This is a genomic window from Microbacterium enclense (genome assembly GCF_004022425.1).
Lineage (GTDB): Bacteria > Actinomycetota > Actinomycetes > Actinomycetales > Microbacteriaceae > Microbacterium > Microbacterium enclense_A.
Genome location: NZ_RBZY01000044.1, coordinates 1 through 26197, shown reverse-complemented (window position 1 = coordinate 26197; position 26197 = coordinate 1). Strand labels below are relative to the sequence as shown.

Genomic DNA, 26197 nt, shown 5'->3' with positions numbered 1-26197 from the left:
CGTCGACGGCGCCCGCCGCTCGCGGTCCGCTCGCCGATCGGGTCGCGACGTTCGTGCTGCTGGTCTACGGTCTCATCTCCACGATCTCCACGATCGTCCAGTTGCTCGACTTCCCCGGCTACGCCGAGCGTGCCGCGCAGATCCTGGGAGCGAATGCCACGTACACGGCGCTCTCGGCCGGATACGTGTGGGGTGCCGTGGCATCCGTCGTCTACGCGGTCGGCTACCTGCTCACGGCCTGGCTCACCTGGCGGCGCCTGCGCCGCGGGCGCATCGCGTTCTGGATACCGCTCGTCGGCTTCGTCGCGACCACGCTCGTCGCCGGCGCGTGCATCACCGTCGCGCTCATGGCGGATCCGGCGTTCCTCTCCGCCCTTACCAGCGCCGTCGCGAACTGAACCGTCCGGGCGTGCATCCCGTGTTCCCTTGAAGAAGAGGGGAGGGATGCCGCGATGCGAGACGACCACGCGCAGTTGACCGCGCTGTTCGACGCTCATGCGGCACCCGTCTGGCGGTACGTCGTGAGCCTCACCGGAGACCACGCCGGGGCCGACGACGTGGTTCAGGAGACGCTCCTCCGCGCCTGGCGCACCCCGCGTGTCATGGCGGACGATCCGGCGACCCTGCGCTCGTGGATGTTCACCGTCGCGCGCAACATCGTGATCGACGACGCCCGCAGTGCCCGACGGCGGCATGAGCATCCGGTCGACGAACTGCCCGAGACCGCGGGCGGCAACGACACGGATGCCATGTTCGACGCGCTGCTCGTCGAAGAGGCGCTCGCGACCCTGACGGCCGATCACCGCGCCGTGATCGTGTCGGCCTACTATGGCGGCCGCAGCGTTGCGCAGGTGGCGGAGGAACTCGGGATTCCGGCCGGGACTGTCAAGTCGCGTCTGCACTACGCCGTGCGCGCACTCCGGCTCGCCCTGCAGGAGAGGGGCGTGACGCGATGACCCCGGAGCACGAGCGGTTCGCGACCTGGGACGGCGCCTACGTGCTGGGCGCCCTGTCCGCTGCCGACCGCGGCGACTACGAACGACACCTCGACGTCTGTGCGCTCTGCCGCGCGTCGGTCGCCGAGCTCGCACCCACGGCCGGGCTCCTGTCGCGCCTGTCGGCCGATCGTGCCGCAGCGATCGACGAGACCGACCCGGCGCCGCGGGCCGCCCCCGTCGCGCCGCATCCTGCGCTGCGCGAACGCCTCGTCGCCACCGCGCGACGTCGGCGGCGACGGGTGCTCGCCGCGTGGGTGGGGGCGGCGGCCGCGGTGCTGCTGATCATCGCGGTGCCCGGCGTCGTCGCGCTCACCAGCGCACCCACCGACGGCGGGGGGATCGTCTACGCGCTCGACGACGTGGCCGGCGCCCCGCTGGAGGCCTCCGTGAAGCTGACCCCGGTCGAATGGGGGACCCGTATCGACCTGGTGTGCGAGTACACCGGGGAGGTTCTCGACGCCCCGCCCGGCGGCTGGCCGTACGCGCTCGCCGTCACCGACGACACGGGGGCGACGACGATGCTCTCCACGTGGCGGGCGGGTCCCGGCTCGACCACCGAATTGAGCGCGGGCACCGACGTGACGGCATCCCGAATCGACTCCGTCGAGATCCGCACCGTGGATGGTGACCGCGTCGTCATGCGGCGCGACTTCGACTCCCCGTAACATCGACGGATGCCGAGCCTCCTCGCCGTTTGCGCCGTTCACGCCCTGCGTCCCGACTCCGGGTCTGTCGGTGTCACCGCCATCGACAAGCGCCCCCTCGACGGCGAGGTGCGCGTCGGCCCGCTCGGCGTCCGCGCCGACGTGCAGGCCAGCCGCAAGCATCACGGCGGCCCCGACAAAGCGGTGTACGCCTACGCGCAGCAGGACGCCGAGTACTGGGAGCGCGAACTCGGGCGTGAGCTCGCCCCCGGCTGGTTCGGCGAGAACCTCCGTGTCGAGGGCATCGACGTCAACGCCGCGCGGATCGGCGAAGTGTGGCGCATCGGCGAGAAGGTGCTCCTCGAAGTGACGATGCCCCGGACGCCCTGCGCGACGTTCGCGCGGTGGGTCGGGGGTGCAGCGGCACGGGGCTGGGTGAAGCGGTTCTCGGAAGAGGGCCGCCTCGGCGCCTACCTCCGCGTTCGCCGTGCCGGCGAGGTCCGCGCCGGTGACGCGGTCGAGATCGTCTCATCGCCGCTCGACGCCCCGACGGTCCTCGAGGTGTACCGGTCGTAACGCCAGAGGTGGTGAACGCACGAACGCCCCGGCCGGAGCCGGGGCGTTCGGAGCGGGTCGGGCGTCAGCCCTGCGACTTGCCGAAGGAGCCGAGCTGCTTCGTGGCCTCGACGACGCGCACGGCCATGGCCGACTCGGCGACCTTGCCCCAGGCGCGCGGGTCGTACTGCTTCTTGTTGCCGACCTCGCCGTCGACCTTCAGGACGCCGTCGTAGTTCGAGAACATGTAGCCGGCGATCGAGCGGGTGAAGGCGTACTGCGTGTCGGTGTCGATGTTCATCTTCACGACGCCGTTCGACACGGCCAGCGCGATCTCTTCGTCGGTCGAACCGCTCCCGCCGTGGAAGACGAGGTCGAGGGGCTTGGGGCCCGTGCCGAACGCCGCGGCGATGCCGTCCTGGATCTCGCCGAGCAGCTCGGGACGCAGCTTGACGCCACCGGGCTTGTAGACGCCGTGCACGTTGCCGAAGGTGAGGGCCGAGATGTAGCGGCCGTTCTCGCCGAGGCCGAGGCGCTCGACGGCCTTCGTGACGTCGGCGACGGTCGTGTACAGGGCCTCGTTGGAGCCCTCGTGCGCCACGCCGTCCTCTTCGCCGCCGACGACGCCGACCTCGATCTCGAGAATGGCGTTGATGTTCTTCATGCGGGGGAGCAGCTCGGCCGCGATGTCGATGTTCTCGTCGAGCGGCACGGCGGAACCGTCCCACATGTGCGACTGGAAGATCGGGTTACGACCGGCCTTGACCTCCGCCTCGGAGGCCTCGAGCAGCGGCAGCACGAAGCCGGGCAGGGCGTCCTTGGGGCAGTGGTCGGTGTGGAGGGCGACCGTGATGGGGTAGTTCTTCGCGACCTCGGTCACGTACTTCGCGAATGCGAGCGCGCCCGTCGCACGGGCCTTGACGGTGTGACCGGCGAAGTAGTCGGCACCGCCGGTGGTGACCTGCAGGATGCCGTCCGAGCCGGCCTCGGTCAGGCCCTGGAGCACGGCGTTGATGGTCTGCGAGCTCGAGACGTTGATCGCGGGGTAGGCGAAGCTACCGGCCTTGGCGCGGTCGAGCATGTCGGCGTACTGCTCAGGGGTGGCGACGGGCATGGAGAGACTCCTCGGTCGTGACTGGGACAACCGTCACTCTAGCGAAGGCGACTGTTCGTGACGGGGACGGGGCCGGAGGAACGGGGCGGTTCTCTCGTGGCGTTAAGAACCGTGATTCCTTCGCTCCGGAACTCGTGAAATTAAGCGGTTGTGTCATCTCCGCTGGATACAGTGGGCCACATGGTGAGCCTGACGTCCGACATGAGTCCCCTGCACCCCGATCGGAACCTGGCTCTCGAGCTGGTGAGGGCCACGGAGGCGGCCTCGATCCGCGCGGTTCCGTTCATCGGTCGAGGCGACAAGGAAGCGGCCGACGGAGCAGCGGTCGACGCGATGCGCGCGTTCTTCAGCACGGTCAACTTCGACGGCACGATCGTCATCGGCGAGGGCGAGAAGGACGACGCCCCGATGCTCTTCAACGGCGAGCGCGTGGGCAACGGGAAGGGGCCTCGGTGCGATGTCGCCGTCGACCCCATCGACGGAACCTCGCTGACCGCCGCCGGCCGCCAGAACGCGCTGTCCGTGATCGCGGTCTCCGATCACGGCACCATGCTCGACGCGTCGAGCGTCTTCTACATGGACAAGCTCGTGACAGGCCCCGCGGGGGTCGGGGTCGTCGACATCCGCCTCCCGATCGGCGAGAACATCCGTCTGCTGGCCAAGGCGCTGGGAAAGCCCGTCGACGAGATCGTCGTCTCGGTGCTGAACAGACCGCGTCACGAGCAGCTCATCGCCGACATCCGCGAGGCGGGCGCCGGGACGCGTCTCATGAGCGACGGCGACGTCGCCGGCGGCATCAACGCCGCGCGCCACAACGCTCGCACGGACATGTGCGTCGGTATCGGCGGGAGCCCGGAGGGCATCGTCACCGCGTGCGCCATCAAGGCGCTGGGCGGTCACATCCAGGGCGTGCTCGCGCCCCGCGCTGACGACGAGAAGGAGAAGGGCCGGGATGCCGGTCTCAACGTCGACGGCGAGGTGTACGAGGCCGACGACCTCGTCCGCGGAAAGAACACGATCTTCGTCGCCACCGGTGTGACCGACGGTCAGCTGGTGCAGGGCGTCCGCCGCGACGGCGACTTCATCTACACCGAGAGCGTCGTGCTGCGCGGGGCCTCGGGCACCCTGCGGCGCATCTCGTCGGAGCACCTGACGTCGAAGTGGCTCTGACGGGCTGACCTGCGCGGGGCCCCCGCCCGACGCCGTGACGGCATCCGGCCGACATCTCTGCCGCAGTGCGCGTCGGGGATGCCAGTGGCGTGCGGTCTCGCGGATCCGGAGCGCCGAACAGTGACGACCGTCCAGGTACAGCCGGGCGTGTCGTTGCGCAAGCGTGACGCCTCCGGGAGAGCCCGTCTGGCAGAATCGTCAGCAGTGTCAACGGCGACGCTGTGTTCTTCCGAGACCCGAAGGGGGATCGTTTCATGGCAACTCCGACGAACTCGACCGCACCTCAGACGGGTGCGCAGGCGGTGATCGCGAGCGCTGTCGACCCCGCGCGGCGTCCTGATGTCCTGCTCCGCAAGCGGCGCGACGAGGGCCACGAGATCAGCGCCTGGTGGATGGTCGGTGCCTTCGTCGCCGTCTCCGCCGCGGTGGTCAGCCTGCTCAGCTGGGTCCCCGGCGGGTCGTAAGCGCTCGCCGCTCAGTCCTGCTGAGGAAGGCCCGCACGACTGCGCACGTCGCCGAGGTCGGCACGGGCGACGTCGTCTGATTCGCCCGATCCGTCACCTGGGATCTCGAGCAACTCGGGTGCGGTCCACCGCCGCGTCGCCACCTCGAGTGCCGGGGGAGCCGCCACGGCATCGAGCTTCGTGTCGTCGATGCCGGGGAACTTCCGAGCCGTGACGAGCACCCGTGACTCGAGCGACCCCGCGAATCGGTTGTAGCTGTCGACCGTCCGCTCGAGTGCGCGCCGCAGATCGCCCGCGTGCCCGGCGAGCACACCGATGCGGTCGTACAGCTCGGTGCCGAGGGCGAAGAGCGTGCGGGCCTCGTCGGAGACGTCCTGCTGCGTCCACGTGAACGCCACGGTCTTGAGGACCGCCCAGAGGTTGACCGGCGAGGCGAGCGCGACCCGGCGGGTGAAGGCGTAGTCGAGGAGCGCGGGGTCGTCGTCGAGCGCTGCCGACAGCAGCGACTCGCTCGGCAGGAAGCAGATGACGAACTCGGGGCTCGTGGGCAGCCCCGCCCAATACGTCTTGCGCGCGAGGGCGTCGACGTGCGCCCGCACGGCCTTCGTGTGCTTCGTCAGGAGGGCCGACCGACGAGCGCCCTCGTCGCCCGTGGCCGTGACGGGGATGGCGCTGGCCTGAAGGTAGGCGTCGAGGGGGACCTTGGCATCCACCGCCAAGGCTTTGCCCCCGGGGAGGCGCACGACCATGTCGGGCCGGCCAGCGCCGGCGTCGGACGCGACCGAGGACTGCAGGTCGAAGTCGACGTGCCGCGTGAGACCGGCCGCCTCGACGACACGGCGCAACTGCGTCTCGCCCCACACGCCGCGCGTGCTGCCGGAGCGCATGGCGGAGGCGAGTGCCTCGGTCGTCGCTCGCAGCGCTTCGTCGGCTTCTCGCGAGAGGCGCAGCTGCTCGCCGAGGGTCGAGTACTGCTCGACGCGGTCGCGCTCGAGCCCGTCGACCTTGCGCTGCATCGCGTCGAGGGTCTCGCGCACCGGGTCGAGGGCCCGAAGGACGGTCTGGTCGCGTCGCTCGCGTTCCTCACGCGCCGCCTGATCGGTACGCGTCTGCGCGACGAGGTCGCGGTACAGAACGCTCTGGTGCTCGAGCTGCGCCTGGACGCCCGCGCGAGCGGCGTCGGCGGCGGCCACGCGCGCGGTGAGCTCGACGTGCTCGGCCGACGTGTGCGAGGCGGCCCGGGCGGTGCCCAGAAACCACCCGGCGGCGGCCCCCACGGCGAGGGCGAGGATCGCGAGGAGCAGGGCTATGGCATCCATGTGCTCAGTGTGCCGGAGGCCTCCGACATCGCCCGGAAGCGCGGCGGGATTCAGGCGACGGCGCGCTCGAGCCGGGGCTCGGCGGCGATCTGCGACACGCGCACGCCCAGGTGGGCGGCGAGGGCGTGGACGTCGTCGACTCCGGCGCGGCGGGCGCAGTCGATCGTGATCTCGGCGCACGCGACCGCGTCGGCGAGGGCGTCGTGGTGCGCGAAGGGCGAGCAGCCGGCCTCCGCGGCGACGAGGGGGAGACGGTACGAGGCGAGGGAGTAGGTCTTGCGCGACATCTGGACGCTGCACATGTAGCGGTACGGCGGGCACTCGTCGCCCGTCACCGCGCACGCGCGCCGCAGCACCGACATGTCGAAACCGGCGTTGTGCGCGACCAGTACGTCGGCCCCCGCGAAGGCGGTCAGCCGGTCGAGCTGAGTGGACCAGTCGGGCGCGCCCACGACGTCGGAGGGACGGATGCCATGGATCCCGACGTTGATCGCCGCGAACGTGTCGTGCCCGGCCGGGGGCTTGATGAGCCACGCGGCCGTCGCGACGACGCGACCATCGCGCACGCGTGCCAGGCCCACCGCACACGCGGACGCACCACTGGAGTTCGCCGTTTCGAAGTCGATCGCGGTGAAATCCAGTGCCACGCCTCCACCCTGCGTCGTGACCGCGGCGGCGCGGGGGAGGCGCGCCGAGGTCCGCGGCGGCCGTCGGGCGGACTTCGTCGCCGACACACCGGGCGGCAGCATCCGGAGACGGCGTGTCGGGCATGTCATCCGCCGGACGGCACGCCTTGAGGGTCCGGCGTAGGGTCGAGAGTATGACGGAGAGTCGGAAGTCGACGTCGTTCGGGCAGGCAGCGGGGGCGTACGAGTCGGGGCGTCCGGGGTATCCGGTCGAGGCGGTCGCGTGGATGCTCGCGCCCGTCCGCGAACCGGGGCGTGCGGTGAGGGCCGCCGACGTGGGCGCAGGCACGGGGAAGCTCACCCGCGCCGTCGTCGGGCTCGGCGCCGATGTCGTGGCGATCGACCCGGATGCCACGATGCTCTCGACCCTTCGGGAGACCGTCCGTGGCATCCCGACGTTCGCCGGGACCGCCGAGAACCTGCCGCTGCCGGACTCCGCCCTCGACGCCGTGGTCATGGGCCAGGCCTGGCACTGGGTGGACCCGGATGCCGGCTCGCGCGAGATCGCGAGGGCGCTGCGGTCCGGGGGAGTCCTGGGCCTGGTGTGGAACGTCCGCGACGGACGCGTCGACTGGGTGCGGCGACTCACTCTCGCGATGGGTGCCTCGCACGGGGAGCGGCTCATCGCCGCCGGCGGACCGCGCATCGCCGCGCCGCTCACCGACCTCGAGCACCGGTCGTGGACGTGGAGTCGCCCCATCACCCTCGTGCAGCTGCGCGACCTCGTCTTCTCCCGCAGCGACGTCATCACGGCGAGCCCCGAGGAACGCGCACGTATCGATGCCGCCGTCGACGGGGTCGTGGCATCCGTTCCCGAACTGGCCGACGGGGGAGCGGTCGACCTCCCGTATGTCACCCACGCCTATCGCGCGCGGCGTCCCTGACGCCGTGACGGCGGCGCGGGCCGGGTAACCTGGACTCCCGTGGCTCTTACCATCGGAATCGTCGGCCTTCCCAACGTCGGAAAGTCGACCCTCTTCAACGCCCTGACCAAGAACGACGTGCTCGCGGCGAACTACCCGTTCGCGACGATCGAGCCGAACGTCGGGGTCGTGAACCTTCCCGATGCGCGCCTGCAGCAGCTCGCCGACGTGTTCGGCTCGGAGCGGCTCGTCCCCGCGGTGGTGTCGTTCGTCGACATCGCCGGCATCGTGCGCGGCGCGAGCGAGGGCGAGGGCCTGGGCAACCAGTTCCTCGCGAACATCCGTGAGGCGGATGCCATCGCCCAGGTCGTCCGCGGATTCGCCGACGACGACGTGGTCCACGTCGATGGGCAGGTGAACCCCGCGAGCGACATGGAGACGATCAACGCCGAGCTCCAGCTCGCCGACCTCCAGACGCTCGAGAAGGCGATCCCGCGCTACGAGAAGGAGATCAAGGGCAAGAAGCTCGACCCCTCCGTGCTCGAAGCAGCCAAGGCAGCGCAGGACGCGCTTCAGCGCGGCGTGCTGCTCTCGGCATCCGGTCTCGATCTGTCGCCGATCCGCGAGCTGGGCCTTCTGACCGCGAAGCCGTTCATCTTCGTCTTCAACGTCGACGAGGCCGTCCTCACCGACGAGGCCCGCAAGGACGAGCTGTCCGCGCTGGTCGCGCCGGCGAAGGCCGTGTTCCTGGATGCCAAGATCGAGTCGGAACTGATCGACCTCGACCCCGAGGATGCCGCCGAACTGCTGGCATCCACCGGTCAGGACGAGTCGGGGCTCGACCAGCTCGCCCGCGTCGGCTTCGCCACGCTCGGTCTGCAGACATACCTCACGGCGGGTCCGAAGGAAGCGCGCGCGTGGACGATCCCGCAGGGCGCGAAGGCTCCTCAGGCAGCCGGGGTCATCCACACCGACTTCGAGAAGGGCTTCATCAAGGCCGAGGTCATCTCGTTCGCCGATCTCGTCGAGCTCGGCTCGGTCGCCGAGGCCCGCGCGAAGGGCAAGGCGCGCCTCGAGGGCAAGGACTACATCATGCAGGACGGCGACGTGGTGGAGTTCCGCTTCAACAACTGAGCGCCATCCCGACCTAGGCTGCCGGGCATGAACGGAACCCCTCCGTCGCGACGCGCCATCCGGCTGTTCCCCGACTACGGCCGGGACTGGCCCCTGTGGGAGGACTCGACGCCCACGTGGGACGTCGGGTACACGACGACGCCCGACGACTACGGGTTGTCCGACGACCTCCGTCGCGACATCGCCGCCTGGAACGCCCTGTGGGAGACGAACTTCGACCCGTTCGACGGGTGGAAGGACGCGGCATCCCGCGAGGCGTGGCGAGCGGCGGGCGAGGGCGTCGCGGCGCGGCTCGCCGACGAGGTCTCGGCGTTCGCCGACGTCTGGTACGAGCCGTGGCCGCTCGAGGCGGCGCTGATGCGGTTCGTGGCACCGGCCGAATCGGGAGGCCGCTCCCGCGACGACCTTCGCTAGAGTCGGCGCGTGAAACCCACCCCCTGGGCCGCACCGGGGTCGACTCCGGAGCGCCGTGCGCGGGTGAGGGCCATCCTCGCCGGCTCCGTGCCGAACCTCGTGCAGTGGTTCAACCTCTACGTCTACGCGATCTTCGCGCCGTACTTCCGCACGGAGTTCTTCGAGCCGGACTCACCGGACTCGCTGCTCTATGTGTACGGCCTGTTCGCCGTGACCTTCGTCGTGCGGCCGCTCGGCTCGTGGCTGTTCGGCCGGCTCGCCGACACTCGGGGAAGGCAACGGGCACTCGTCGCCGCGGTCACCCTGATGTCCGCGGGTTCCGTCGCTCTCGCGGTCGCGCCGACCGAGCGGGCGATCGGCCCGTGGGCGGCCGTGCTCCTCGTGGTCGTGAGTGTGGTTCAGGGCATCGCCACCGGGGGCGAGTACGCGGCGGCGACGGTGTTGTTGTCGGAGTCGGGCACGCGCGGGCACCGCGGATTCTTCGCCTCGTTCCAGGCCACCACGATCGTCGGCGGTCTCGTGCTCGCGCAGGGCACACTTCTCGTGCTCCTGCTGATCAGCGATCGCGCCGCGGTATCGGAGTGGGGGTGGCGCGTCGCGTTCGTCACGGGCGGCGTGGCCGGCCTGACGTCGCTGCTGTGGGCGCGGGCGAAACCGCACGCCGCGCCCGGGGCCGGTCCTTCCCCCACCCCGCCGGCTCCGACGATCGCTGAGCTGGTCCGCACGTACTGGCAACCGCTCGTCTGGGTGATCCTGCTGACGGCGGGAGGAAGCGCGGCGTTCTACACCACGACGGTCACCGTGCCCTCCGTCCTCCGTGAGGCGGCCTTCGGCGTGGGCGGGCACGCGGCCGAGTCGACGACCACCGGGGTCGTGCTCGCGGCCTTCGTCGTCCTGATGCTGATGCAACCACTTGGCGGCGCGGTGAGCGATCGGATCGGCCGCAAGCCTCTGCTCATCGCCTTCGGCGCAGCGGGTGTCCTGGGCGCGGGGTTCCTCGTGACCGCGGCCGCTCGGGTGACGTCGCCGGCGGTGGTCTTCGGCATCCTGCTCCTCGCCTTCGCGGTTCTGACCTGTTACCTCTCGGTCAACGGCATCGCCAAGGCGGAGGTGTTCCCCGCCCACATCCGTGCCCTCGGTGTAGGGCTCGGGTACGCCGTGGCCAACTCGCTGTTCGGCGGCACCGCCCCGCTCGTCTACCACGCCACGGCGGGCGGTTTCGGTTTCGTCGTGTATATGACGGTGCTGCTGGGGGTCACGCTGGTCGCCGCCCTCGCGATGCGCGGGGGCGTGGCCACGGCTCTGGACGCGCCTCGGGTCTCCGCCCCGCGGTGAGGGCGTCGCGGGCCGCCCGCGGCGCCGTCGTCGGGCGGACGCACGTCCGAGCCCCCGGCCATTCGACCGGGGGCTCGACGGCGACCGCGCTCAGCCGCCGATGGGCGTCGGGTTCGTCGGGTTCGGGGGAACGGGGAGCGAACCGTTGATGCGGTTCTGCGCCTGGCACTGGCTCGTGCAGTTGGTGGCGCCGGCCGACAGCTCGATGGCGTCCTCGCCGAGCACGCCACCCATGCGGCCGCCCGAGGCGACCGTCCACTTCGTGACGGTGGCGTCCTGGAACGTCTTCGTCGCGACCTGGGGGCTGTCCTTGCCGAGGAGCATCTGGTGGGCGTCGGGACCGGAGGCGACGGCATCCACTCCGTTGCCGAAGTTGATCTTGCCGGTGTACTGGTTCACGAAGTAGAAGAGCCCCGGGCCCAGTGTGTGGACGAGCTCGACCGGGGCGGCGAATTCGGGCTCCATCTGGAAGATGCCGCCCTGCGCGCCGTCCTTCGCCTGGATCTTCAGCTTGCCGGCGGCGGTCGTGAAGATCGCGACGATCGCGTCGTCGCGCACCTCGAGGCTCGACAGGCGCGTCCCGGAATGCTGCGCGGCCGTGAGCGTGGGAACCTTCGACGCGAAGACCACGGTCGGCGTGGTCACCATCCGCTGCGTGTCGGCCGCCCCGGTGAGCGTGTAGTCGTACACGCCGAGGGTCGCGGGATCGATCGTGAAGCGGTTGTTCTTGCCGCTGACGGTGACCTTCCCCGAAACGGTCAGGTCCTTGAGCTTGGCGTCCTTGCCGGGCGCCGGGTTGTAGGTGGTGCCGTTGATCGTGACGGCGTAGTCGCCGCCCGTCGAGGTCGTCTTCGCCTGCGCGGCGGCGGGGAAGAGGAGACCGGATGCCGCCACCAGGGCGGCCGCCAGGACCGCCGTCGTGCGGGTGAGGGTCGTGCTGCTCATGGGTGCCTCGTTTCGTCAGGGGGTGAGCTGCGTCCACCATCGATGCGCGGCACCGGACGCGACAATGCGACCTTGGTCGTACGACCAAGGTCCGATGGTGCCCGACCGGCCGTCCCGCGCACAGTGGACGCAGCGTCTCTCGCGATCCACGCGAGAATGGCGGGAAGGACGGATGACATGAAGAAGCGGATCCTCATCGGCGCGGGTGCTCTCGTGCTCGCCGCCGCCCCGGCAGCCCTCGGGCTGTGGGGCAACACTTCGTTCGCCGAATCGGTGCCGGTGCCCGTTCCGGCCTCGGGCCAGGTGGTGACCGCATCGCCGTCGCCCACCCCCGACGACCGCGGAGGTGAAATTCCGCGCGACCAGCGAGTGGAGCCCGGTGACGACCGCGGAGGAGACTCGGCCGGCACGGACGACGTGCCCGGCGGCACTGATGACCGTGGCGGCGACGTCCCCCGCGACGCGCGCGTCGAATCCGGTGACGACCGGGCGACGCAGGGTGCGACGGTGGACGACTCCGCGGTGCCGTTGACGACGCCCGATGACTCCTCCGGTTCCGGCGGGGGTTCGGACGACACCGGCTCGGGACGGCACGGCGGCGACCGTGGGGGAGAGGACGACTGAGTGGCATCCGATCCCCCCACGCCACGATCACCGACCACGGACGCCGTTGACGCGGTGCCGTGGTCGGTCCGCGTCGTCGGGCGCGCGCCCGATGTCGTGCCGCGCCCCCTCTCGGCCCGTGCCGTGCTGGTGCGTCTGGCCGCCGTGCACGTGACGGCGCTGGTGGCCGTCGCCGTCCTGGCCGGCTTCGGGGCGCAGTGGCTCGCCGAGCGCGAGGCGGTGAACGATGCCGCGCAGACGACCAACGTGCTCGCGCAGGCCGTCGTCCGGCCCGCGCTCACCGATGCGCTCGCCGCGGGCGACCCCGCTGCCATCGACGCCTTCGACACGGTCGTGCGCTCGACAGTGCTGGGGTCGGACGTCGTGCGGGTGAAGATCTGGGATCCGCAGGGCCGGGTGCTCTACGCCGACGAGCCGCAGCTGATCGGCCGCACCTTCGCGCTCGACGATGCGCAGCGCGCGGCCCTGGCGTCCCCGTCGACCCGTGCCGCAGTGTCCGACCTGTCGGAGGACGAGAACGAGTTCGAGGACGCCCCGCGTCTGCTCGAGGTGTACCGGCCCGTGTGGACCCCGTCCGGCCAGCAGCTGCTCTTCGAGGTCTACTACCCGTACGAACCGGTTGCCGCGCGATCCGCCGAGCTGTGGCGCGGATTCGCCGGGGTCACCACCAGCAGCCTGCTTCTGCTCGTCGTGCTCACCGCGCCGATCGTCTGGGGACTCATCCGTCGCCTGCGCGGCGCGGAGGCGCGCCGCGCCGAACTCCTGCAGAGGGCGGTGGACGCGTCGGATGCCGAACGCCGCCGCATCGCCGGCACCTTGCACGACGGCCCCGTGCAAGACCTCGTGGCCACGAGCTTCGTCGCCGAGAGCGCCGCCGTCGCCGCCGACCGCGACGGACTGACGGATGCCGCCACCCGCGCCCGCGAGGTCGCCGGCTCCGTGCGCGGTAACGTCCGGGTGCTGCGGTCGCTGCTCGTCGACATCTACCCGGAGAGTCTGGGATCGACGGGACTCACCGTGAGCCTGCGCGACCTCGCGGCCACCGCCGCGTCGCGCGGCACCGAGGTCACCCTCGACCTCGACTCGCGCACAGATGACCTCCCCGACGGTGACCAGCGCCTCCTTTACCGCGTCGGGCAGGAAGCGCTGCGCAACGCGGTCACCCACGCCGCACCGTGCCGCGTTCGGATCGTCGTGACGTGCACCGGGAGAGCGACCACGCTCGAGGTCGCCGATGACGGCCCCGGCTTCGACCCCGCCGTGCTCGATCTCCCGCGTGACGATGGTCACCTCGGCACACAGGTCATGCACGACCTCGCCGCCGAGGCGGGAGCCGAACTCTCCCTCGCCACCGCCGCCGGGCGCGGCACCCGCTGGCGCCTGCGCCTCCTCGACCGTTCGACACCCCGGGAGCGCCCGTGATCCGCGTCCTCATCGCCGACGACCACGCGATGGTCCGTGAGGGGTTGGCATCCGTTCTCACCGCCGACGGCGACATCCAGATCGTCGCCATGGTGGCCGACGGAGCCGCCGCCGTCGAGGCCGTCACGGCGCGTGAGATCGACGTCATCGTGATGGACCTTTCGATGCCCGTTCTGGACGGCATCGAGGCGACGCGGACGGTCCGGTCGACGGCACCGAGTGTGCGCGTGCTCGTTCTGACCTCGTTCGGCGACAGCGACCGCGTGCGCCGTGCGCTCGACGCCCGAGCCACCGGCTACCAGTTGAAGGATGCCGAGCCCGGCGATCTCCGCGCTGCGGTCCGCGCCGTGCACGCGGGTCACGCGCCCTTGGATCCCCGCGTCGCGGGAGTCCTGCTGCCCGAGCCCGTGACAACCGGAACCGGCTTGAGCCCGCGAGAAGAGGAAGTGCTCGGCCTGGTGGCGACGGGGCTGGCGAACAAGCAGGTCGCCTCGGCCCTCGGCATCTCGGAGCGCACCGTGAAGGCGCACCTGGGGAGCATCTTCCGCCAGCTCGGCGTCGCGGACCGTACCAGCGCGGCCCTCTGGGCGCGAGACAACCTCGCGCGCTGATCAGCCGCCGAGCTGCCCCGGGTGGGTCAGCCGCCACCACAGAGTCGGGGGTTCGAGGTCGCCCAGGATCTGCAGCTCCGACGACGCGGTGGTGGGCCCACCGGTCCAGGTGACCGTGCCGACCGTTTCGCCATCGGCCCAGGCCTCCGGGGTCTCGATCACGACGGACGGGGTGATCGGCGTGTCCGACCACGTCCGGATGACCACGGTCCGCGAGAGCGCGACCTGCGCCTGGGCTCCCCAGGCGGTCGTGATCGTGCCGACTCCGTCGCCGGCGGAACCCACCGTCACATCGTGGAAGCCCGCGCGAATACTGCCGAGCAACGCCGCGACGTCCTGATCGGTGATGTCGTGCGTCGCCCCGCCCAGGCGGACGCCGGTGACGTGGAGCGGAGGCCCGATGCCGACGTCGAGCAGCGAACTGAACAGCAAGTTGAACGTGCCCTCTCCGAGGTTGCCGGTCTTGAGCCCCCTGACCCCCTCGGTGCCGAGCAGGTCGTTGGTGTTCGTGATGTAGCCCGGGCCGTCGGGAAGCGAGATCGAGCGCATCGCCACGATCGCCGCCAGAGCGGGATTCGCCTCGGCGATCTTGCCGATCGCGACGAGATCGCGCGGCGTCGACGTGTTGCGATCGTCGATGCCCGTGGCATCCACGATCCGGGTGGATGCCAAGCCGTTCGCGTCCAGCCAGGCCCGCGCCGCGTCGACGTAGGCTCCCTCGGACCCGAACCCCCAACGCGCGATCGCGACGGCGTAGTTGCTGGCCGAGGGGAGCAGCATCGTCGCGAGGGCGTCGTGGAGGGACAGCCGCGTGTCGTCGGGCATCGTGGCGATCGTCGCGCCGCGGACGTAGAACTGGTCGTACAGGTCGGTGTCCGCCTCAGTGAACGCGATCGTGGGCCCGGGGTCGTTCAGGCCGTTCAGCGGATGCCGGTCCAGCACGACGAGAGCGGTGATGAGTTTGGCGATACTGGCGATCGGACGTGCCTCGTCGCCGCCGGATACTGCCCACGCGCCGTCGGTGTCCTCGCCGAGGTACTGTTCGCCGCCCGAGACGCTCACTCGCAATGCCCCCGACGACGGCAGCCGCACGGTCGCGGCCTCACCCGCGGTCACGCCCGGGGGTTGTGTCGCCAGCGTCGGTGCCGGGAGCGGGGCGCTGGACGCCCACCACACGTACCCTCCGGCACCGCCGAAGACCGCGAGGATCGTCACCAGCACCACCACGAGCGCGATGCGACCGGCTCTCCCCGAACCGGATGCCGCCGGTGCCTCGTCCATCAGATCGGCGAACCGACTCAGCTCGTCCGTGCCATCCTGCGTCTGCCCCATGTGATCCCCCGCGTCGAACCTAACCGTTCGTGGGACGAGATCGGAGCACACCGTCCTACATGCGTTCGGCGAACACCACGTGGTTGTCGAGATAGGACCCGGCATCCCGGTCGAAGATGCCACCGCACGTGATGACACGGAGCTCGTCGCGCGCGGTCGCGCCGAACACGCGGGCCGTGGGGAACGCGACCTTGGGGTAGTCCGCGGTCTCCGTGACGCGGTACCCGTGCACGCGGCCCTCGGCGTCGTGCACCTCGATGACGTCGCCCACGGACACTTCGTCCAGTCGCTGGAAGACCGCGGGGCCGGTGGGGGAGTCCACGTGCGCCGCGATCACCGTCGGGCCCGTCCCGCCCGGGCGTCCGCCGCCGGTGAACCAGCCGACGTCGTCGTAGTCGACGGGCACTTCCATCGCCCCGTCTGCGGCGAGCCCGAGCTCGATGAGCGGCTCATCGAGACCGAGCGCGGGGATGCGGACGCGGGTCGGGTCGGCGGCTGTGACGGACGCAGGTCCCGCGCTCGCCGCGGCGGAACCGGGGGTGGGCCTCGGTGCGGCGTCGGTCGGTGCGGCGTCGGTGGGCGCGACGACGGTCGGTGCGGTGTCGGTCGGTGCGGCGACCGCGCAGTCGGTGCAGATCCACACCGTCGCGAGCGCGAGGACGCGCGCGCCGCGCAGCGGTCGTCTGCTCGAGACGACGCGCTGCGCGCCACGCGACGTCGAGGTCACCGCGTCGAGACCGCGCGACGACGGTGCAGGACGACGGCCCCGGCGGCGAGAAGACCCGCACCGCCGAGAGCCGCCGAGAAGACGAGCGGAGCCGTGCCGGCCTCGGCGGATCCGCCGGCACCGGTGTCGACGCCGCCCACGGGGATCGCGGTGAGCTGCCCGCGAACCACACCGGCCGGCGAGCCGACGGTGTGCGAGTCGCCCGTGAACCCGCTCGGGTTGGCCTCGATCTCCGCGAGGGAGAACCCGTCGCCGGTGTCGGCACCGTTCGCCTGTACACCGGTGGTGAAGGGACCCTGCAGGCAACCGGAGGAGGTCCGCGGTCCATCGCCGACGGGGGTCGGGTTGGGGAACGCGATGCGCGGCGGTCCGGCCTGACCGACCGCGGCCTCGTGGATGTGCGTCGCGGTCTTGGCGGGGCTCTGGTAGTCGCCCGTCACGCCCTCGAGCCGGATGTCGTAGCAGATGATGTCGAGCTCGGAATTGATCCGGAACGTGAACGTCCCCGTCGCGCCGGCCTCACCGGGGGTCGCGACACCGTCGTTGTTGATGACCTGGTCGGGTGTGGCCATCACCGTGAACGCACTCGTGAACTCCGCCGGCTCGGCGACCTCGGTCTCGGCGTGAGCCGGTGCGGCGAACGCGAGGAGCGCCACGCCCGCGAGGGCACCGATCGTGAGGGGGCGGGCGTACGTCTTCTTCGTCATCATCGTGCCTTTCGATCGGGACCCTCGTGGTCCGGTTGCGGGGTGTACGTCGGCGACCGGCCGCGCGTTCATCCGTCGCGCAACGTGGGGGTGAACGTTTTCCGCCTCGCGGACGTATCCCTTGCCGAGGAGCGGCGCTTGGCTGCCGGTAGCCTCGGAGAGGACGGGCGATGAGCTGGACACCCGTGGAAGACGAGGGAGCCCGCATGCCGATGGCACGACGGCATCCGGCTCGATTCGATGTCCGCAGTGCCTTCCAGGAGCACGGCGGCTCCCTGCTCGGGTACGCGGTGAATGCGCTGCGCGACCGGCCGCTCGCCGAGGACTGCGTGCAGGAGACGTTCCTGCGGGCCTGGCGAGCGCGCGACCGGTTCGACCCCGGTCAGGCCTCGACGAGGACCTGGCTCTTCTCGATCGCCCGCAACGTCATCGTCGACGTGCTGCGCGCTCGGGCGCGTCTGCCGCTGCTCGGCGACGACGCCGAGCTCGAGCATCGTGCCGCCGAAGCGATCGACCCCCTGGAACGGCTGCGCATGCTGGAGGCGCTGTCTGTACTGAGCGAGGCGCACCGCACGGCCGTGGTCGCCGTTCACCTTCACGGGCGCTCGTACCAGGAACTCTCGGATGCCACGGGCGTCCCGGTGTCCACGTGGCGCACCCGCACTTTCCACGCGCTGCGCGCGCTCCGTACGCACCTCGAAGAACTGGAGGACTCCGATGCGCACTCCCGATGACCGGTGGGCCGAACTCGTCGCCGCAGCGCTCGCCGGCGAGCTCAGTGCGGCCGAGACCGCCGAGTTCGACGAACTCCGTCGCAGCGATCCTCGCCGTGCGGAGGAGTTCGCGAGCCTGCAGGGGGTCGCGCAGCGCCTGCGCCACGGCGATGTGACCTGGGTGGCACCGAGGGACACGTCGGATCTGGAAGACCGGATCCTGGCATCCATCGAGAAGGAGGATGCCGCCGTCGCGGCGCCGTCCATCGATGCGGGTACCGGCACTCGCCGCAGACGGGCGTGGGTCACCCCGCTCGTGGCCGCTGCCTGCCTCGTCATCGGGATCGTCGTCGGCGTGAACACCGAGGGCGCGTTCACTCCCGCGACCCCGGCGGGCCCGCCGGGGACTCTCGGCGCACTCGAACAGATCCAGGTCAGCGACGACACGGCCGGTGTCGACGTCGACGCGCAGCTGGTGGCGCACACCTGGGGCACCGAGGCCTACCTCGAAGCCCGCGGGTTGGACGTGGGCAGAACCTACGAGCTGGTGTTCGTGGCGGCCGACGGGGAAGAGTTCACCGCGGGAGAAGTGCTGGGCTCCGAGGTTCCGATCGTATGCCGAATGAATGCCGCGGTGCTGCGCGGTGACACCGTGCGGATGGAATTGCGCGACGGCCCGGACGTGGTGGTCGCCCACGCGGACCTACCGCGGGTCTGACCGCTTCCTCACGCGTGCCGGAAGGTCAAGCCCCCCGGCCGCCCGAGGGACCGCGCCTACCGTGGGGGCATCGGGAAATACCCGGCTCACCGAGCGGAAGGAGTCGACATGGGACTCGACGACAAGATCAAGAACACCGCAGAGGACATCGCCGGCAAGGCGAAAGAAGGCTGGGGCAAGGCAACCGACGACGAGCGCCTCGAGGCCGAGGGCAAGGGCGACCAGTCCAAGGCCGACCTCAAGCAGGCCGGCGAGAACGTCAAGGACGCCTTCAAGTAAGCCATCCTCCGAACGCCCCGACCATGCCGGTCGGGGCGTTCGTCGTTTCCGGGCCCGAGGATCGGGATAATGGCCGGATGACCGAAGCCGCTGCGTCCGTGACCACCGCCGTGTCCGGAGCCCCCGTCGTCCTGCACGCCCACGGCTACGAAGCCGCGATCGCGAGCGTCGGCGCCTCCCTCCGCTCCCTGACCCACGAGGGGCGCGACCTCGTCGTGCCGTTCGCTGCCGACGAGGTGCGCCCGCACTTCCGTGGGGCGACTCTCGCTCCCTGGCCCAACCGCGTCGTCGACGGCGTGCACCGCTTCGGGGGAGCCGAACGGCAACTCGCGCTCACCGAGCCCGATCGTGGTCACGCTCTGCACGGCCTGCTGGCTTGGGCGGACTGGGCCGTGATCGAGGCGGACGAGACCGCCGTGACGCTCGCCGCGACCATCCCGGCGCAGACGGGCTACCCGTGGTGGGTCGAGGTGTCGACGACGTATCGTCTCGGCCCCGACGGTCTGACCCAGACCGTACGGGCCACGAACCGGTCGGAGAGTGCGGCACCGTGGGGAACCGGACCGCACCCCTACCTCGTCGCCGGTCCCGCCGCGCTCGACGCCTGGACCCTCGAGCTGCCCGCCGACACCGTGCTCGAGGTCACCCCCGACCGACTCGCCCCGGTGGGCGTGGCATCCGTCTCGGTGGACGCTGATCGGTTCGACTTCCGCGCGCCGCGCGTGCTCGGTGCGGTCGAGATCGACCACGCCTTCACGGATCTCGTTCGGGATGCCGGCGGTCACGCGACCGTCACCCTCACCGACCCGTCCGGCACGGGTGTCGCGATGACCTGGGACTCGGGCTGCGCCTGGGTGCAGATCCACACCGCCGATCGGCCGGAGGCGCCGCAGTCGCCGGCGCACCGCGCGGGACTCGCCGTCGAACCGATGACCTGCGCGCCCGACGCCTTCAACGACGACGCGTACGACTTCGCGACAGGCGTCATCGCGCTCGCTCCGGGGGAGAGCCACGAGGTCGGTTGGACGGTCTCCGCGCGCTGAGACGACGAACGCCGCCCCGGTCTCGCGACCGGGGCGGCGTTCGTGTCGCGGGTGTCAGACGACCTGCGCACCGCACATGCCGCAGTCGCCACCGGCCGAGACCTCGACGAAGCAGTCGGGGCACATCGCCCGCGTGGGGCGGTCGGTGACGGGCGTCGGCTTGGGCGACGTGGGGCGTCGCTCGGCGCGCGGAGCGGACGCGCGCGTCTTCTTCGCGACGACCGGCGCCGCCGGCGCGGGGGCCGGTGCCGGCTTGTGCGCGTCGCAGTAGAACCGCACGAACCCGCCGTGGTGCTTGGGGTGTCGGTGCTTGACCGCCCACAGCTCGGTGCGGTCGAACAGCTCTCCGTCGGCTCCGCACCCGACGCAGCGGGTGGGCTCGCCGGGGACGACATCGGCGACGACGACGGGAACGTCGAAGGCGATGGCATCCCGCCAGTCCGAGGACGAGACGATCTTCATGGGGGACCCTTCTTCGGCGGTTCGGGCCGCCTCACCCTCCACGGTACGCGCCCCGTCCACCACCCGGCGACGTCCACAGCGCGTCCGGGGGGTGGACATGCGGGGAGAGCCCCGGGATAGGTTGGGAGAGTTCCCCCGCGTCGCCTCGGGCGGCGCCCATCGAAGGAGAATCATGGAATTCGCCGCACTGGGGGCGATCGGTCTCGTCGTGGTCATCGCCCTCGTCGTCGCTATCGTCGTCATCCTCATCGTCGCCGGGCTGATCCGCGGGTGGTACCGCGTGGCCAAGGCCGACGAAGCCCTGGTCATCGTCGGTAAGCGCCAGAAGGCGGCCGACGGCAATTCCTCGCGCATCACCGTCATCACCGGCGGCGGCGCGATCGTGAACCCCCTCACGCAGCGCGGTGAGATGATCTCGCTGCGGGCCCGACAGATCAAGATGGAGCCGACGGCGCAGTCGTCCAACGGCGTCACCGTGAACGTCAACGGCGTCGCTCTCGTGAAGATCGGGTCGGACCCCGAGTCGGTGCGCCGCGCGGCCGAACGTTTCGCCTCGCAGGACAAGGCCATCGAGCAGTTCACGACCGAGCAGCTGGAGGGTGCGCTCCGCGGTGTGGTCGCGACGCTGACCGTCGAAGAGCTCATGCGCGACCGTCAGCGTCTCGCCGATCAGATCGCCGAGGGCATCAAGGCCGACCTGTCGTCCCAGGGCCTGATCCTCGACTCGTTCCAGATCCAGGGGATCACCGACGGCAACGGGTACATCGCCGCCCTCGGTGCCACCGAAGTGGAGCGCGTCAAGCGCGAAGCCGAGGTCGCGCGCATCAACGCCGTGCGTGAGATCCGGGCGCGGCAGATCGCCACCGACGAGGCCAACCTCATCGAGCAGACCGCGCTCGACAAGAACAGCGCCGCGGCCAAGGCCGAGGTCGGCCGCGCCAACGCCGAGGCCGAGCAGGCCGAGGCGCTCACGCGGGCCGAGCGTCGCCAGGCCGTGCTGCAGCAGGAGGCGCAGAACACGCAGGCGCGCCTGGAGTCGGAGGTTGCCCGCGTCGCCGACGCCGATTTGTACCAGCGGCAGAAGGATGCCGATGCCGAGGCCTACTCCCAGATCAAGGCCGCCGAGGCCCGCGCCCAGATCGCCGAGCAGGAAGCCGCCGCCGTCCGCGTGCGGGCGGAAGCCGACGCGCAGGCCGTGCGCCTGGCGGGTGAGGCGCGCGCCGAGGCGATCCGCGCCGAGGCCGAGGCGCTCTCGCACAACCAGGAGGCCCTGCTCGCGCAGCGCGCACTCGAGGCGCTCGTGCCGATGATGGCGGAGTTCGCGAAGGGCTACGACCGCGTCGGCAACGTCACCGTGCTCGGCGGCGAAGGGGCCAGCGGCCACCTCGCAGCCGAATCCGCCACGGGACTGCGCTCCTCGTTCGAGGCGGTACGCGCGGCGACCGGCATCGACCTCACCGCGATCATCCAGGGCCGTGCCGTTGCCGATGCGTTCGCGGACGCGTCGCGCCGGCCCGCCGATGCGGCCCCGGCGGCGTCACCGGCATCGTCCTCTTCCGCTGCCGGCGCCGCCCCGACGGCGCCCGAACCCCAGGACTGACGAGAGCGCACGTGCCCGAGGCCCCCGAAGTCGAGGCGCTCACGCTGTTCCTGCGTGAGCGCCTCACCGGGCACGCGGTACATACCGTGGAGCTGGCCGAGTTCCGAGCCCTGAAGACACGGGGACGCCCGCTCGACCAGCTCGTCGATCGCACGCTCACGGGCGTCACGCGCCATGGCAAGCACATCGACCTCGACCTCGACGGCATCCATCTCGCGCTGGGTTTCGGTCGCGCCGGCTGGGCCACCTGGAGCGACGGCGATGCGGCATCCCTCCCGCCCGAGGGGGCGGCGATGATCGCCACGGTCACGTTCGACGACGGGGTGCTCGGCATCACGGACGCGGGCGATTGGCTTTCGGTGCAGCTGCACGTCGTCGACGACCCGTTCGACGTTCCTGCCGTCGCGAAGCTCGGACCCGATGCGGCCGACCCCGGGTTCTCGCGCGAGACTCTCGCTCGGGCGCTGGGCACACGCCGGAAGCAGCTCAAGGCGCTCCTCCAGGAGCAGGAGTCGCTCGCCGGGATCGGGAACGCCTACTCGGACGAGATCCTGTACGTCGCGCGGCTGTCGCCGCTCGCGCACGCGGCGTCGCTCACCGAGGACGAGGTCACCCAGCTGCACGCGGCGCTCCGCGAAGTTCTCGACGAGGCCGTCGCCGCCCGGGGCGGCGTGCCGATCGCCGAGCAGAAGGCCGCGAAGGTCGCCGCCATGCGCGTCCACGGGCGCACTGGTGAGCCGTGTCCCGACGGCGACGGCGTGATCGAGGACATTCCCGGCACGAAGGGCAGCGGACAGTACTGCCCGGCCTGCCAACCGCCGCACGCGTAGCCTCGACACGACGCGGGCCCCGAGCCGCAGCCCGGGGCCCCGCTGGTCAGGCGGTCAGGCCGTCTGGCCGGAGTGCTTTCCCTCGGCGACTTCCTCGACGAGCTTGGCGGCGAACGCCGGCAGATCGTCGGGGGTGCGGCTCGAGACGAGGCCCTGGTCCACGTGGACCTCCTCGTCGACCCATGTCGCGCCGGCGTTGCGCAGGTCGGTCTGCAGCGTCGGGTAGCTCGTCAACGTCCGGCCCTGCAGCACGTCGGCCTCGGTGAGGATCCAGCCGCCGTGGCAGATGACGGCGACCGGCTTGTGCTGGTCGAAGAATGCGCGCGTGAAGTGCACGGCATCCTTCACGATCCGGATGTCGTCGGCGTTCTGCACGCCGCCGGGAAGGACCAGGGCGTCGAAGTCGTCGGCCGTCGCCGAACCGACCGGCAGGTCGACCTTCTGCTCGTGGCCCTTCTCGCCCGTGATGGTGCCGTCGGCGGGCGAGACGAGAACAGCCTCCGCGCCGGCGGAGGTGACCGCGTCCCAAGGGCTGGTCAGTTCACTGTCTTCGAAACCGTCGGTGAGCAGGAACGCGATGCGCTTTCCGGTGAGGTCCGTCATGGGGACTCCTCTCGATGGGGGCGGGGGATGCCACCGCGCTAAGAACCGCGTCGCGCCAACGGACGGGGGTTGCGGATGCCGTGCCCGCCGGGTACCGGAAACGCCCCGCACACGCCCGGCCCCCGCCCCTGCGCGCAGGCGTAGCATGGAGCGCATGTCCGGTGAGAGCACCCCCGAAACCGAGACCCCGTCGAAGCCCATCCTCACGCTTCTGACGCCCGAGGCCTCCGACGACGACACGCCTGCCGCACACCGGTGCGCGGGGGGTTTCTGCTCGTTCGGGTGAGCTCGCGCGCTCAGTGCGCGAGCGGGACGCCCTCGATCTGGTCGGCGGGCTTGCGGATCAGGAACGCTCCGACGATGAGCGGCAGCGACACGATGGCCGCGATCATGAAGGCCATGCGCGCGCCCGCCGCATCCGCCTCGAGTCCTCCGCCGTTGGACGCGGACACCGATGCCATCACGGTGACCAGGAGGGCGATACCGGCCGCCCCGGCCACCTGCTGCACGGTGCCGACGACGGCGGAGCCGTAGGAGTAGAACTGCGGTGCGACGGAGCCGAGGGATGCCGTGAACAGCGGCGTGAACGACAGCGCGAGGCCGATCGACAGCACCGTCTGCGCGACGATGAGCAGCACGAACGACGTGTCGGTGCCCACGGTGGAGTAGAACCACAGCGTTCCGCTGGTGATGACCGCGCCGGGCACGAGGAGGACCTGAGTTCCGAAGCGGTCGTAGAGCCGGCCGATGACGGGACCGGCGAGGCCCATCGCGAGCGAGCCGGGGAGCACGGCGAGGCCGGTCTCGAGGGGAGTCTTCTCCAGGACGGTCTGCAGGTAGAGCGGCAACAGCGTGATCGTTCCGAAGAACGCCAGCGACATCACCCCGAGCTGCGTGACGGAGAGAGAGAAGTTGAGCGAGCGGAACACCCGCAGATCGAGCAGGGCCGTCCCGCCCTTCTGCAGCCGCAGCTGGCGCAGGACGAAGAGGGTGAGGCCCACGACGCCGACGACGAGCGAGGCGACGAGGGTGACGGTCGACGCCGACTGGGCGGCCGCGGCGTCTTCTCCGCCGCCGTGTCCGCCGCCGATCTGGCTCAGACCGAACACCAGACCGCCGAAGCCGAAGGCCGACAGGATCACGGACAGGATGTCGATCGGGGCCTTGCGGGTCTCGCCGAGGTTGTGGATCCAGCGCGCGCCCACGAAGAGCGCGACCAACGCGATCGGGAGGACGATCCCGAAGATCCAGTGCCAGCCCAGGGACTGCAGCACCAGGCCCGACATCGTCGGCCCGATCGCGGGCGCCAGAGCCATCACGATGCTGACGCGACCCATCATGCGGCCGCGCTGCTGCGGCGGAACGATGGTCATGATCGTGGTCATCAGCAGCGGCAGCATGATCGCGGTACCGGAGGCCTGGATGACGCGGGCGACCACGAGGAGCTCGAAACCGGGGGCGAGGAACGCCACGAGCGTCCCCGCCGAGAACAGGGTCATCGCGGCGATGAACACCTGCCGCGTCGTGAAACGCTGCAGGAGGAAGCCCGTGATGGGGATGACGACCGCCATGGTGAGCATGAAGGCGGTGGTCAGCCACTGGGCCGCGACGGCGGTGATGCCGAGGTCGCGGATGAGGAACGGGATCGCCACGTTCATCGTGGTCTCGTTCAGGATCGCCACGAACGCGGCCGTCAGAAGGAGCCAGATCACGCGGCTCTGTTCCGCGGTCACCCCCGATGCCGTCGCCGGCGGAGCGGTGGGGATTCCGGTGGTGGCGGCCATGGCGAGGTCCAATCGGGGAGGGCGTCGTGGCGTCACAGAAGGCGACGGACTACGGCGGGTAACGGCGCGAACGCGCGAGGTATTCCCACAATCACGAGAAGGAGAAGGATGCCGAGTCTACCGGGGACCTCGGACAGCGCCCCGGGTCGGCCCGATGTCCGTGGGCGGACGTAGGCTGACCCGCATGAGCATGGGCGGCATGGGCGGGAGCATGTTCCGCGGTGTCTACGCCGAGACGCAGCGCCGGCGCAACGCCGAGGCGCCGCGCGTGGCCGACCTCGGGCGCCGCGTCGCGTCGCTCTTCCGTCCGTACCGCGCCCGCATCGCCGTGACCATCGTCCTGGTCGTCGTCGGCGCCGCGGTCGCGGTCATCCCGCCCCTCTTGGTGCAGCGCATCTTCGACGACGCGCTGTTCCCCGTCGACGGTTCGCCGGTCGACCTCCGTCTGCTCGCGATCCTCGTCGCCGTCATGATCGGACTGTTCCTCGTCTCCGGCGGGCTGGGTGTTGCGCAGACCTGGTTCACCGCCACGGTCGGCAATCGCGTGACGGGTGACCTGAGAGTGCGCCTCTTCGACCACCTGCAGTCGATGGAACTGGGGTTCTTCACGCGCACCAAGACCGGTGTCATCCAGTCCCGCTTGCAGAACGACGTGGGCGGTGTCTCGGGCGTCCTCACCAACACGGTGACGAGCATCCTCGGAAACGCGGTGACGGTGGTGGCGTCGCTCGTGGCGATGATCCTGATCGACTGGCGCCTGACGCTGATCGCGGTCGTCCTCATGCCCGTCCTCGTCCTGGTGCAGCGACGCGTGGGCCAGGTGCGGGCGCGGATCGCCGCGCAGACGCAGGAGTCGCTCTCCGAGTTGTCCGCGATCACGCAGGAGACGCTGAGCGTGTCCGGCATCCTGCTGTCAAAGTCGTTCAACCGTCAGCCCACCGAGTCGGCGCGGTACGACGCCGAGAACGCGAACCAGGTGCGGCTCCAGGTGCGCCAGGCGATGAGCGGTCAGCGCTTCTTCGCGGTGGTCCAGGTCATCATGGCCAGCGTGCCGGCGATCATCTACCTCGTCGCGGGGCTCCTCGTCGGCGGTGGCGCGGG

Annotated in this window: 31 protein-coding genes; 21 read left to right on the top strand and 10 right to left on the bottom strand. The window is 70.8% G+C overall.

Annotated elements, in window-relative coordinates:
* The 4 genes from D8Y23_RS16840 to D8Y23_RS12215 all read left to right on the top strand — a co-directional run.
* Positions 1-398, top strand: a 398-nt coding sequence (locus D8Y23_RS16840; RefSeq protein ID WP_164878229.1) for a DUF6264 family protein, incomplete at its 5' end; no start/stop codon positions are given.
* 54 nt (positions 399-452) lie between these two features.
* The gene (locus tag D8Y23_RS12225; RefSeq protein ID WP_128218402.1) at positions 453-956 is read left to right on the top strand and encodes a sigma-70 family RNA polymerase sigma factor; all 504 of its coding nucleotides are present in this window, start codon (positions 453-455) and stop codon (positions 954-956) included.
* On the top strand, positions 953-1663 hold the full coding sequence (locus tag D8Y23_RS12220; protein ID WP_128218401.1) for an anti-sigma factor family protein: 711 nt from the start codon (positions 953-955) through the stop codon (positions 1661-1663). Before D8Y23_RS12225 ends, D8Y23_RS12220 begins: the two co-directional genes overlap by 4 nt.
* A gap of 9 nt (positions 1664-1672) precedes the next feature.
* A complete protein-coding gene (locus D8Y23_RS12215) occupies positions 1673-2218 on the top strand; it encodes an MOSC domain-containing protein (protein WP_128218400.1) in 546 nt (181 codons plus the stop codon).
* 64 nt (positions 2219-2282) lie between these two features.
* Here D8Y23_RS12215 and fbaA read toward each other — a convergent pair whose 3' ends face one another.
* Complete coding sequence (gene fbaA, locus D8Y23_RS12210) at positions 2283-3311, bottom strand: class II fructose-bisphosphate aldolase (protein WP_128218399.1); 1029 nt, start codon at positions 3309-3311, stop codon at positions 2283-2285.
* A 180-nt stretch (positions 3312-3491) separates the two neighbouring features.
* On the opposite strand from fbaA, the gene glpX reads away from it, so the two are divergent.
* Complete coding sequence (glpX, locus tag D8Y23_RS12205) at positions 3492-4481, top strand: class II fructose-bisphosphatase (RefSeq protein WP_128218398.1); 990 nt, start codon at positions 3492-3494, stop codon at positions 4479-4481.
* Positions 4482-4735: 254 nt separating this feature from the next.
* Positions 4736-4945: a UDP-N-acetylmuramyl pentapeptide phosphotransferase gene (locus D8Y23_RS12200; RefSeq protein WP_128218397.1), complete on the top strand. Its 210-nt coding sequence runs from the start codon at positions 4736-4738 to the stop codon at positions 4943-4945.
* 11 nt (positions 4946-4956) lie between these two features.
* On the opposite strand, the gene D8Y23_RS12195 is transcribed toward D8Y23_RS12200, so the two are convergent.
* Both D8Y23_RS12195 and D8Y23_RS12190 read right to left on the bottom strand, forming a co-directional pair.
* Positions 4957-6264, bottom strand: coding sequence for a DNA recombination protein RmuC (locus D8Y23_RS12195; protein ID WP_128218396.1), 1308 nt, complete (start codon positions 6262-6264; stop codon positions 4957-4959).
* A gap of 50 nt (positions 6265-6314) precedes the next feature.
* A complete protein-coding gene (locus tag D8Y23_RS12190; RefSeq protein WP_128218395.1) occupies positions 6315-6911 on the bottom strand; it encodes a 3'-5' exonuclease in 597 nt (198 codons plus the stop codon).
* A 173-nt stretch (positions 6912-7084) separates the two neighbouring features.
* Between D8Y23_RS12190 and D8Y23_RS12185 the strand changes: the two genes are divergently transcribed.
* Genes D8Y23_RS12185 through D8Y23_RS12170 form a run of 4 tightly spaced genes read left to right on the top strand, consistent with a single transcriptional unit; the run spans position 7085 to position 10696 of the window.
* Entirely contained in the window at positions 7085-7834 is a 750-nt protein-coding gene (locus tag D8Y23_RS12185; RefSeq protein ID WP_128218394.1) for a class I SAM-dependent methyltransferase, read from the top strand.
* Between the two features lie 39 nt (positions 7835-7873).
* Entirely contained in the window at positions 7874-8947 is a 1074-nt protein-coding gene (ychF, locus tag D8Y23_RS12180; protein ID WP_128218393.1) for a redox-regulated ATPase YchF, read from the top strand.
* Between the two features lie 27 nt (positions 8948-8974).
* On the top strand, positions 8975-9361 hold the full coding sequence (locus tag D8Y23_RS12175; protein WP_128218392.1) for a hypothetical protein: 387 nt from the start codon (positions 8975-8977) through the stop codon (positions 9359-9361).
* Positions 9362-9370: 9 nt separating this feature from the next.
* Entirely contained in the window at positions 9371-10696 is a 1326-nt protein-coding gene (locus tag D8Y23_RS12170) for an MFS transporter (protein WP_128218391.1), read from the top strand.
* Between the two features lie 90 nt (positions 10697-10786).
* Here the strand turns inward: D8Y23_RS12170 and D8Y23_RS12165 are convergent, their stop codons facing one another.
* The gene (locus tag D8Y23_RS12165) at positions 10787-11641 is read right to left on the bottom strand and encodes a hypothetical protein (RefSeq protein WP_128218390.1); all 855 of its coding nucleotides are present in this window, start codon (positions 11639-11641) and stop codon (positions 10787-10789) included.
* Between the two features lie 177 nt (positions 11642-11818).
* Between D8Y23_RS12165 and D8Y23_RS12160 the strand changes: the two genes are divergently transcribed.
* From D8Y23_RS12160 to D8Y23_RS12150, 3 genes are read left to right on the top strand one after another with little or no spacing between them, the layout of a single operon-like run.
* Positions 11819-12265, top strand: a complete 447-nt coding sequence (locus D8Y23_RS12160) for a hypothetical protein (protein WP_128218389.1) — start codon at positions 11819-11821, stop codon at positions 12263-12265.
* Positions 12266-13687: a sensor histidine kinase gene (locus tag D8Y23_RS12155; protein WP_128218388.1), complete on the top strand. Its 1422-nt coding sequence runs from the start codon at positions 12266-12268 to the stop codon at positions 13685-13687.
* A complete protein-coding gene (locus D8Y23_RS12150) occupies positions 13684-14298 on the top strand; it encodes a response regulator (RefSeq protein WP_128218387.1) in 615 nt (204 codons plus the stop codon). The genes D8Y23_RS12155 and D8Y23_RS12150 overlap by 4 nt, the downstream gene beginning before the upstream one ends.
* Here D8Y23_RS12150 and D8Y23_RS12145 read toward each other — a convergent pair whose 3' ends face one another.
* The 3 genes from D8Y23_RS12145 to D8Y23_RS12135 are packed head-to-tail and all read right to left on the bottom strand — an operon-like array spanning position 14299 to position 17064.
* Positions 14299-15630: a D-alanyl-D-alanine carboxypeptidase family protein gene (locus D8Y23_RS12145; protein ID WP_240663890.1), complete on the bottom strand. Its 1332-nt coding sequence runs from the start codon at positions 15628-15630 to the stop codon at positions 14299-14301. It lies immediately after the preceding gene.
* 55 nt (positions 15631-15685) lie between these two features.
* Complete coding sequence (locus D8Y23_RS12140) at positions 15686-16357, bottom strand: class F sortase (protein WP_240663889.1); 672 nt, start codon at positions 16355-16357, stop codon at positions 15686-15688.
* Entirely contained in the window at positions 16354-17064 is a 711-nt protein-coding gene (locus D8Y23_RS12135; RefSeq protein WP_128218403.1) for a CHRD domain-containing protein, read from the bottom strand. The genes D8Y23_RS12140 and D8Y23_RS12135 overlap by 4 nt, the downstream gene beginning before the upstream one ends.
* 170 nt (positions 17065-17234) lie before the next feature.
* On the opposite strand from D8Y23_RS12135, the gene D8Y23_RS12130 reads away from it, so the two are divergent.
* From D8Y23_RS12130 to D8Y23_RS12115, 4 genes are all read left to right on the top strand, one after another.
* Positions 17235-17798: an RNA polymerase sigma factor gene (locus tag D8Y23_RS12130; protein WP_128218386.1), complete on the top strand. Its 564-nt coding sequence runs from the start codon at positions 17235-17237 to the stop codon at positions 17796-17798.
* Positions 17782-18495 carry an anti-sigma factor gene (locus D8Y23_RS12125; protein ID WP_128218385.1) on the top strand — a complete coding sequence of 238 codons (714 nt, stop codon included), beginning with the start codon at positions 17782-17784 and terminating at the stop codon, positions 18493-18495. Before D8Y23_RS12130 ends, D8Y23_RS12125 begins: the two co-directional genes overlap by 17 nt.
* A 108-nt stretch (positions 18496-18603) precedes the next feature.
* A complete protein-coding gene (locus D8Y23_RS12120; RefSeq protein WP_128218384.1) occupies positions 18604-18774 on the top strand; it encodes a CsbD family protein in 171 nt (56 codons plus the stop codon).
* Between the two features lie 77 nt (positions 18775-18851).
* Positions 18852-19817 carry an aldose 1-epimerase family protein gene (locus tag D8Y23_RS12115; RefSeq protein WP_128218383.1) on the top strand — a complete coding sequence of 322 codons (966 nt, stop codon included), beginning with the start codon at positions 18852-18854 and terminating at the stop codon, positions 19815-19817.
* Between the two features lie 54 nt (positions 19818-19871).
* Here the strand turns inward: D8Y23_RS12115 and D8Y23_RS12110 are convergent, their stop codons facing one another.
* Positions 19872-20279, bottom strand: coding sequence for a glucose-6-phosphate dehydrogenase (locus D8Y23_RS12110; RefSeq protein ID WP_128218382.1), 408 nt, complete (start codon positions 20277-20279; stop codon positions 19872-19874).
* Positions 20280-20451: 172 nt separating this feature from the next.
* Here D8Y23_RS12110 and D8Y23_RS12105 point away from each other — a divergent pair, with 172 nt between their 5' ends.
* Positions 20452-21879 carry a flotillin family protein gene (locus tag D8Y23_RS12105; RefSeq protein WP_128218381.1) on the top strand — a complete coding sequence of 476 codons (1428 nt, stop codon included), beginning with the start codon at positions 20452-20454 and terminating at the stop codon, positions 21877-21879.
* Between the two features lie 11 nt (positions 21880-21890).
* Positions 21891-22709: a DNA-formamidopyrimidine glycosylase family protein gene (locus D8Y23_RS12100; protein ID WP_128218380.1), complete on the top strand. Its 819-nt coding sequence runs from the start codon at positions 21891-21893 to the stop codon at positions 22707-22709.
* A gap of 54 nt (positions 22710-22763) precedes the next feature.
* On the opposite strand, the gene D8Y23_RS12095 is transcribed toward D8Y23_RS12100, so the two are convergent.
* Positions 22764-23312, bottom strand: a complete 549-nt coding sequence (locus D8Y23_RS12095) for a type 1 glutamine amidotransferase domain-containing protein (RefSeq protein ID WP_128218379.1) — start codon at positions 23310-23312, stop codon at positions 22764-22766.
* 154 nt (positions 23313-23466) lie between these two features.
* Here D8Y23_RS12095 and D8Y23_RS17235 point away from each other — a divergent pair, with 154 nt between their 5' ends.
* Positions 23467-23598 carry a hypothetical protein gene (locus tag D8Y23_RS17235; RefSeq protein ID WP_260025679.1) on the top strand — a complete coding sequence of 44 codons (132 nt, stop codon included), beginning with the start codon at positions 23467-23469 and terminating at the stop codon, positions 23596-23598.
* 10 nt (positions 23599-23608) lie between these two features.
* Here D8Y23_RS17235 and D8Y23_RS12090 read toward each other — a convergent pair whose 3' ends face one another.
* Complete coding sequence (locus D8Y23_RS12090; protein WP_128218378.1) at positions 23609-25096, bottom strand: MDR family MFS transporter; 1488 nt, start codon at positions 25094-25096, stop codon at positions 23609-23611.
* 190 nt (positions 25097-25286) lie between these two features.
* Here D8Y23_RS12090 and D8Y23_RS12085 point away from each other — a divergent pair.
* Positions 25287-26197, top strand: a 911-nt coding sequence (locus D8Y23_RS12085; protein ID WP_164878230.1) for an ABC transporter ATP-binding protein, incomplete at its 3' end; no start/stop codon positions are given.

Bases quoted from the DNA above. Each gene is read 5' to 3' on its own strand.
- D8Y23_RS12225 (WP_128218402.1), top strand. From the start codon at position 453: ATGCGAGACGACCACGCGCAGTTGACCGCGCTGTTCGACGCTCATGCG.
- D8Y23_RS12220 (WP_128218401.1), top strand. From the start codon at position 953: ATGACCCCGGAGCACGAGCGGTTCGCGACCTGGGACGGCGCCTACGTG.
- D8Y23_RS12215 (WP_128218400.1), top strand. From the start codon at position 1,673: ATGCCGAGCCTCCTCGCCGTTTGCGCCGTTCACGCCCTGCGTCCCGAC.
- fbaA (WP_128218399.1), bottom strand. From the start codon at position 3,311: ATGCCCGTCGCCACCCCTGAGCAGTACGCCGACATGCTCGACCGCGCC.
- glpX (WP_128218398.1), top strand. From the start codon at position 3,492: ATGGTGAGCCTGACGTCCGACATGAGTCCCCTGCACCCCGATCGGAAC.
- D8Y23_RS12200 (WP_128218397.1), top strand. From the start codon at position 4,736: ATGGCAACTCCGACGAACTCGACCGCACCTCAGACGGGTGCGCAGGCG.
- D8Y23_RS12195 (WP_128218396.1), bottom strand. From the start codon at position 6,264: ATGGATGCCATAGCCCTGCTCCTCGCGATCCTCGCCCTCGCCGTGGGG.
- D8Y23_RS12185 (WP_128218394.1), top strand. From the start codon at position 7,085: ATGACGGAGAGTCGGAAGTCGACGTCGTTCGGGCAGGCAGCGGGGGCG.
- D8Y23_RS12175 (WP_128218392.1), top strand. From the start codon at position 8,975: ATGAACGGAACCCCTCCGTCGCGACGCGCCATCCGGCTGTTCCCCGAC.
- D8Y23_RS12165 (WP_128218390.1), bottom strand. From the start codon at position 11,641: ATGAGCAGCACGACCCTCACCCGCACGACGGCGGTCCTGGCGGCCGCC.
- D8Y23_RS12160 (WP_128218389.1), top strand. From the start codon at position 11,819: ATGAAGAAGCGGATCCTCATCGGCGCGGGTGCTCTCGTGCTCGCCGCC.
- D8Y23_RS12145 (WP_240663890.1), bottom strand. From the start codon at position 15,630: ATGGGGCAGACGCAGGATGGCACGGACGAGCTGAGTCGGTTCGCCGAT.
- D8Y23_RS12135 (WP_128218403.1), bottom strand. From the start codon at position 17,064: ATGACGAAGAAGACGTACGCCCGCCCCCTCACGATCGGTGCCCTCGCG.
- D8Y23_RS12130 (WP_128218386.1), top strand. From the start codon at position 17,235: ATGAGCTGGACACCCGTGGAAGACGAGGGAGCCCGCATGCCGATGGCA.
- D8Y23_RS12125 (WP_128218385.1), top strand. From the start codon at position 17,782: ATGCGCACTCCCGATGACCGGTGGGCCGAACTCGTCGCCGCAGCGCTC.
- D8Y23_RS12120 (WP_128218384.1), top strand. From the start codon at position 18,604: ATGGGACTCGACGACAAGATCAAGAACACCGCAGAGGACATCGCCGGC.
- D8Y23_RS12115 (WP_128218383.1), top strand. From the start codon at position 18,852: ATGACCGAAGCCGCTGCGTCCGTGACCACCGCCGTGTCCGGAGCCCCC.
- D8Y23_RS12110 (WP_128218382.1), bottom strand. From the start codon at position 20,279: ATGAAGATCGTCTCGTCCTCGGACTGGCGGGATGCCATCGCCTTCGAC.
- D8Y23_RS12105 (WP_128218381.1), top strand. From the start codon at position 20,452: ATGGAATTCGCCGCACTGGGGGCGATCGGTCTCGTCGTGGTCATCGCC.
- D8Y23_RS12095 (WP_128218379.1), bottom strand. From the start codon at position 23,312: ATGACGGACCTCACCGGAAAGCGCATCGCGTTCCTGCTCACCGACGGT.
- D8Y23_RS17235 (WP_260025679.1), top strand. From the start codon at position 23,467: ATGTCCGGTGAGAGCACCCCCGAAACCGAGACCCCGTCGAAGCCCATC.
- D8Y23_RS12090 (WP_128218378.1), bottom strand. From the start codon at position 25,096: ATGGCCGCCACCACCGGAATCCCCACCGCTCCGCCGGCGACGGCATCG.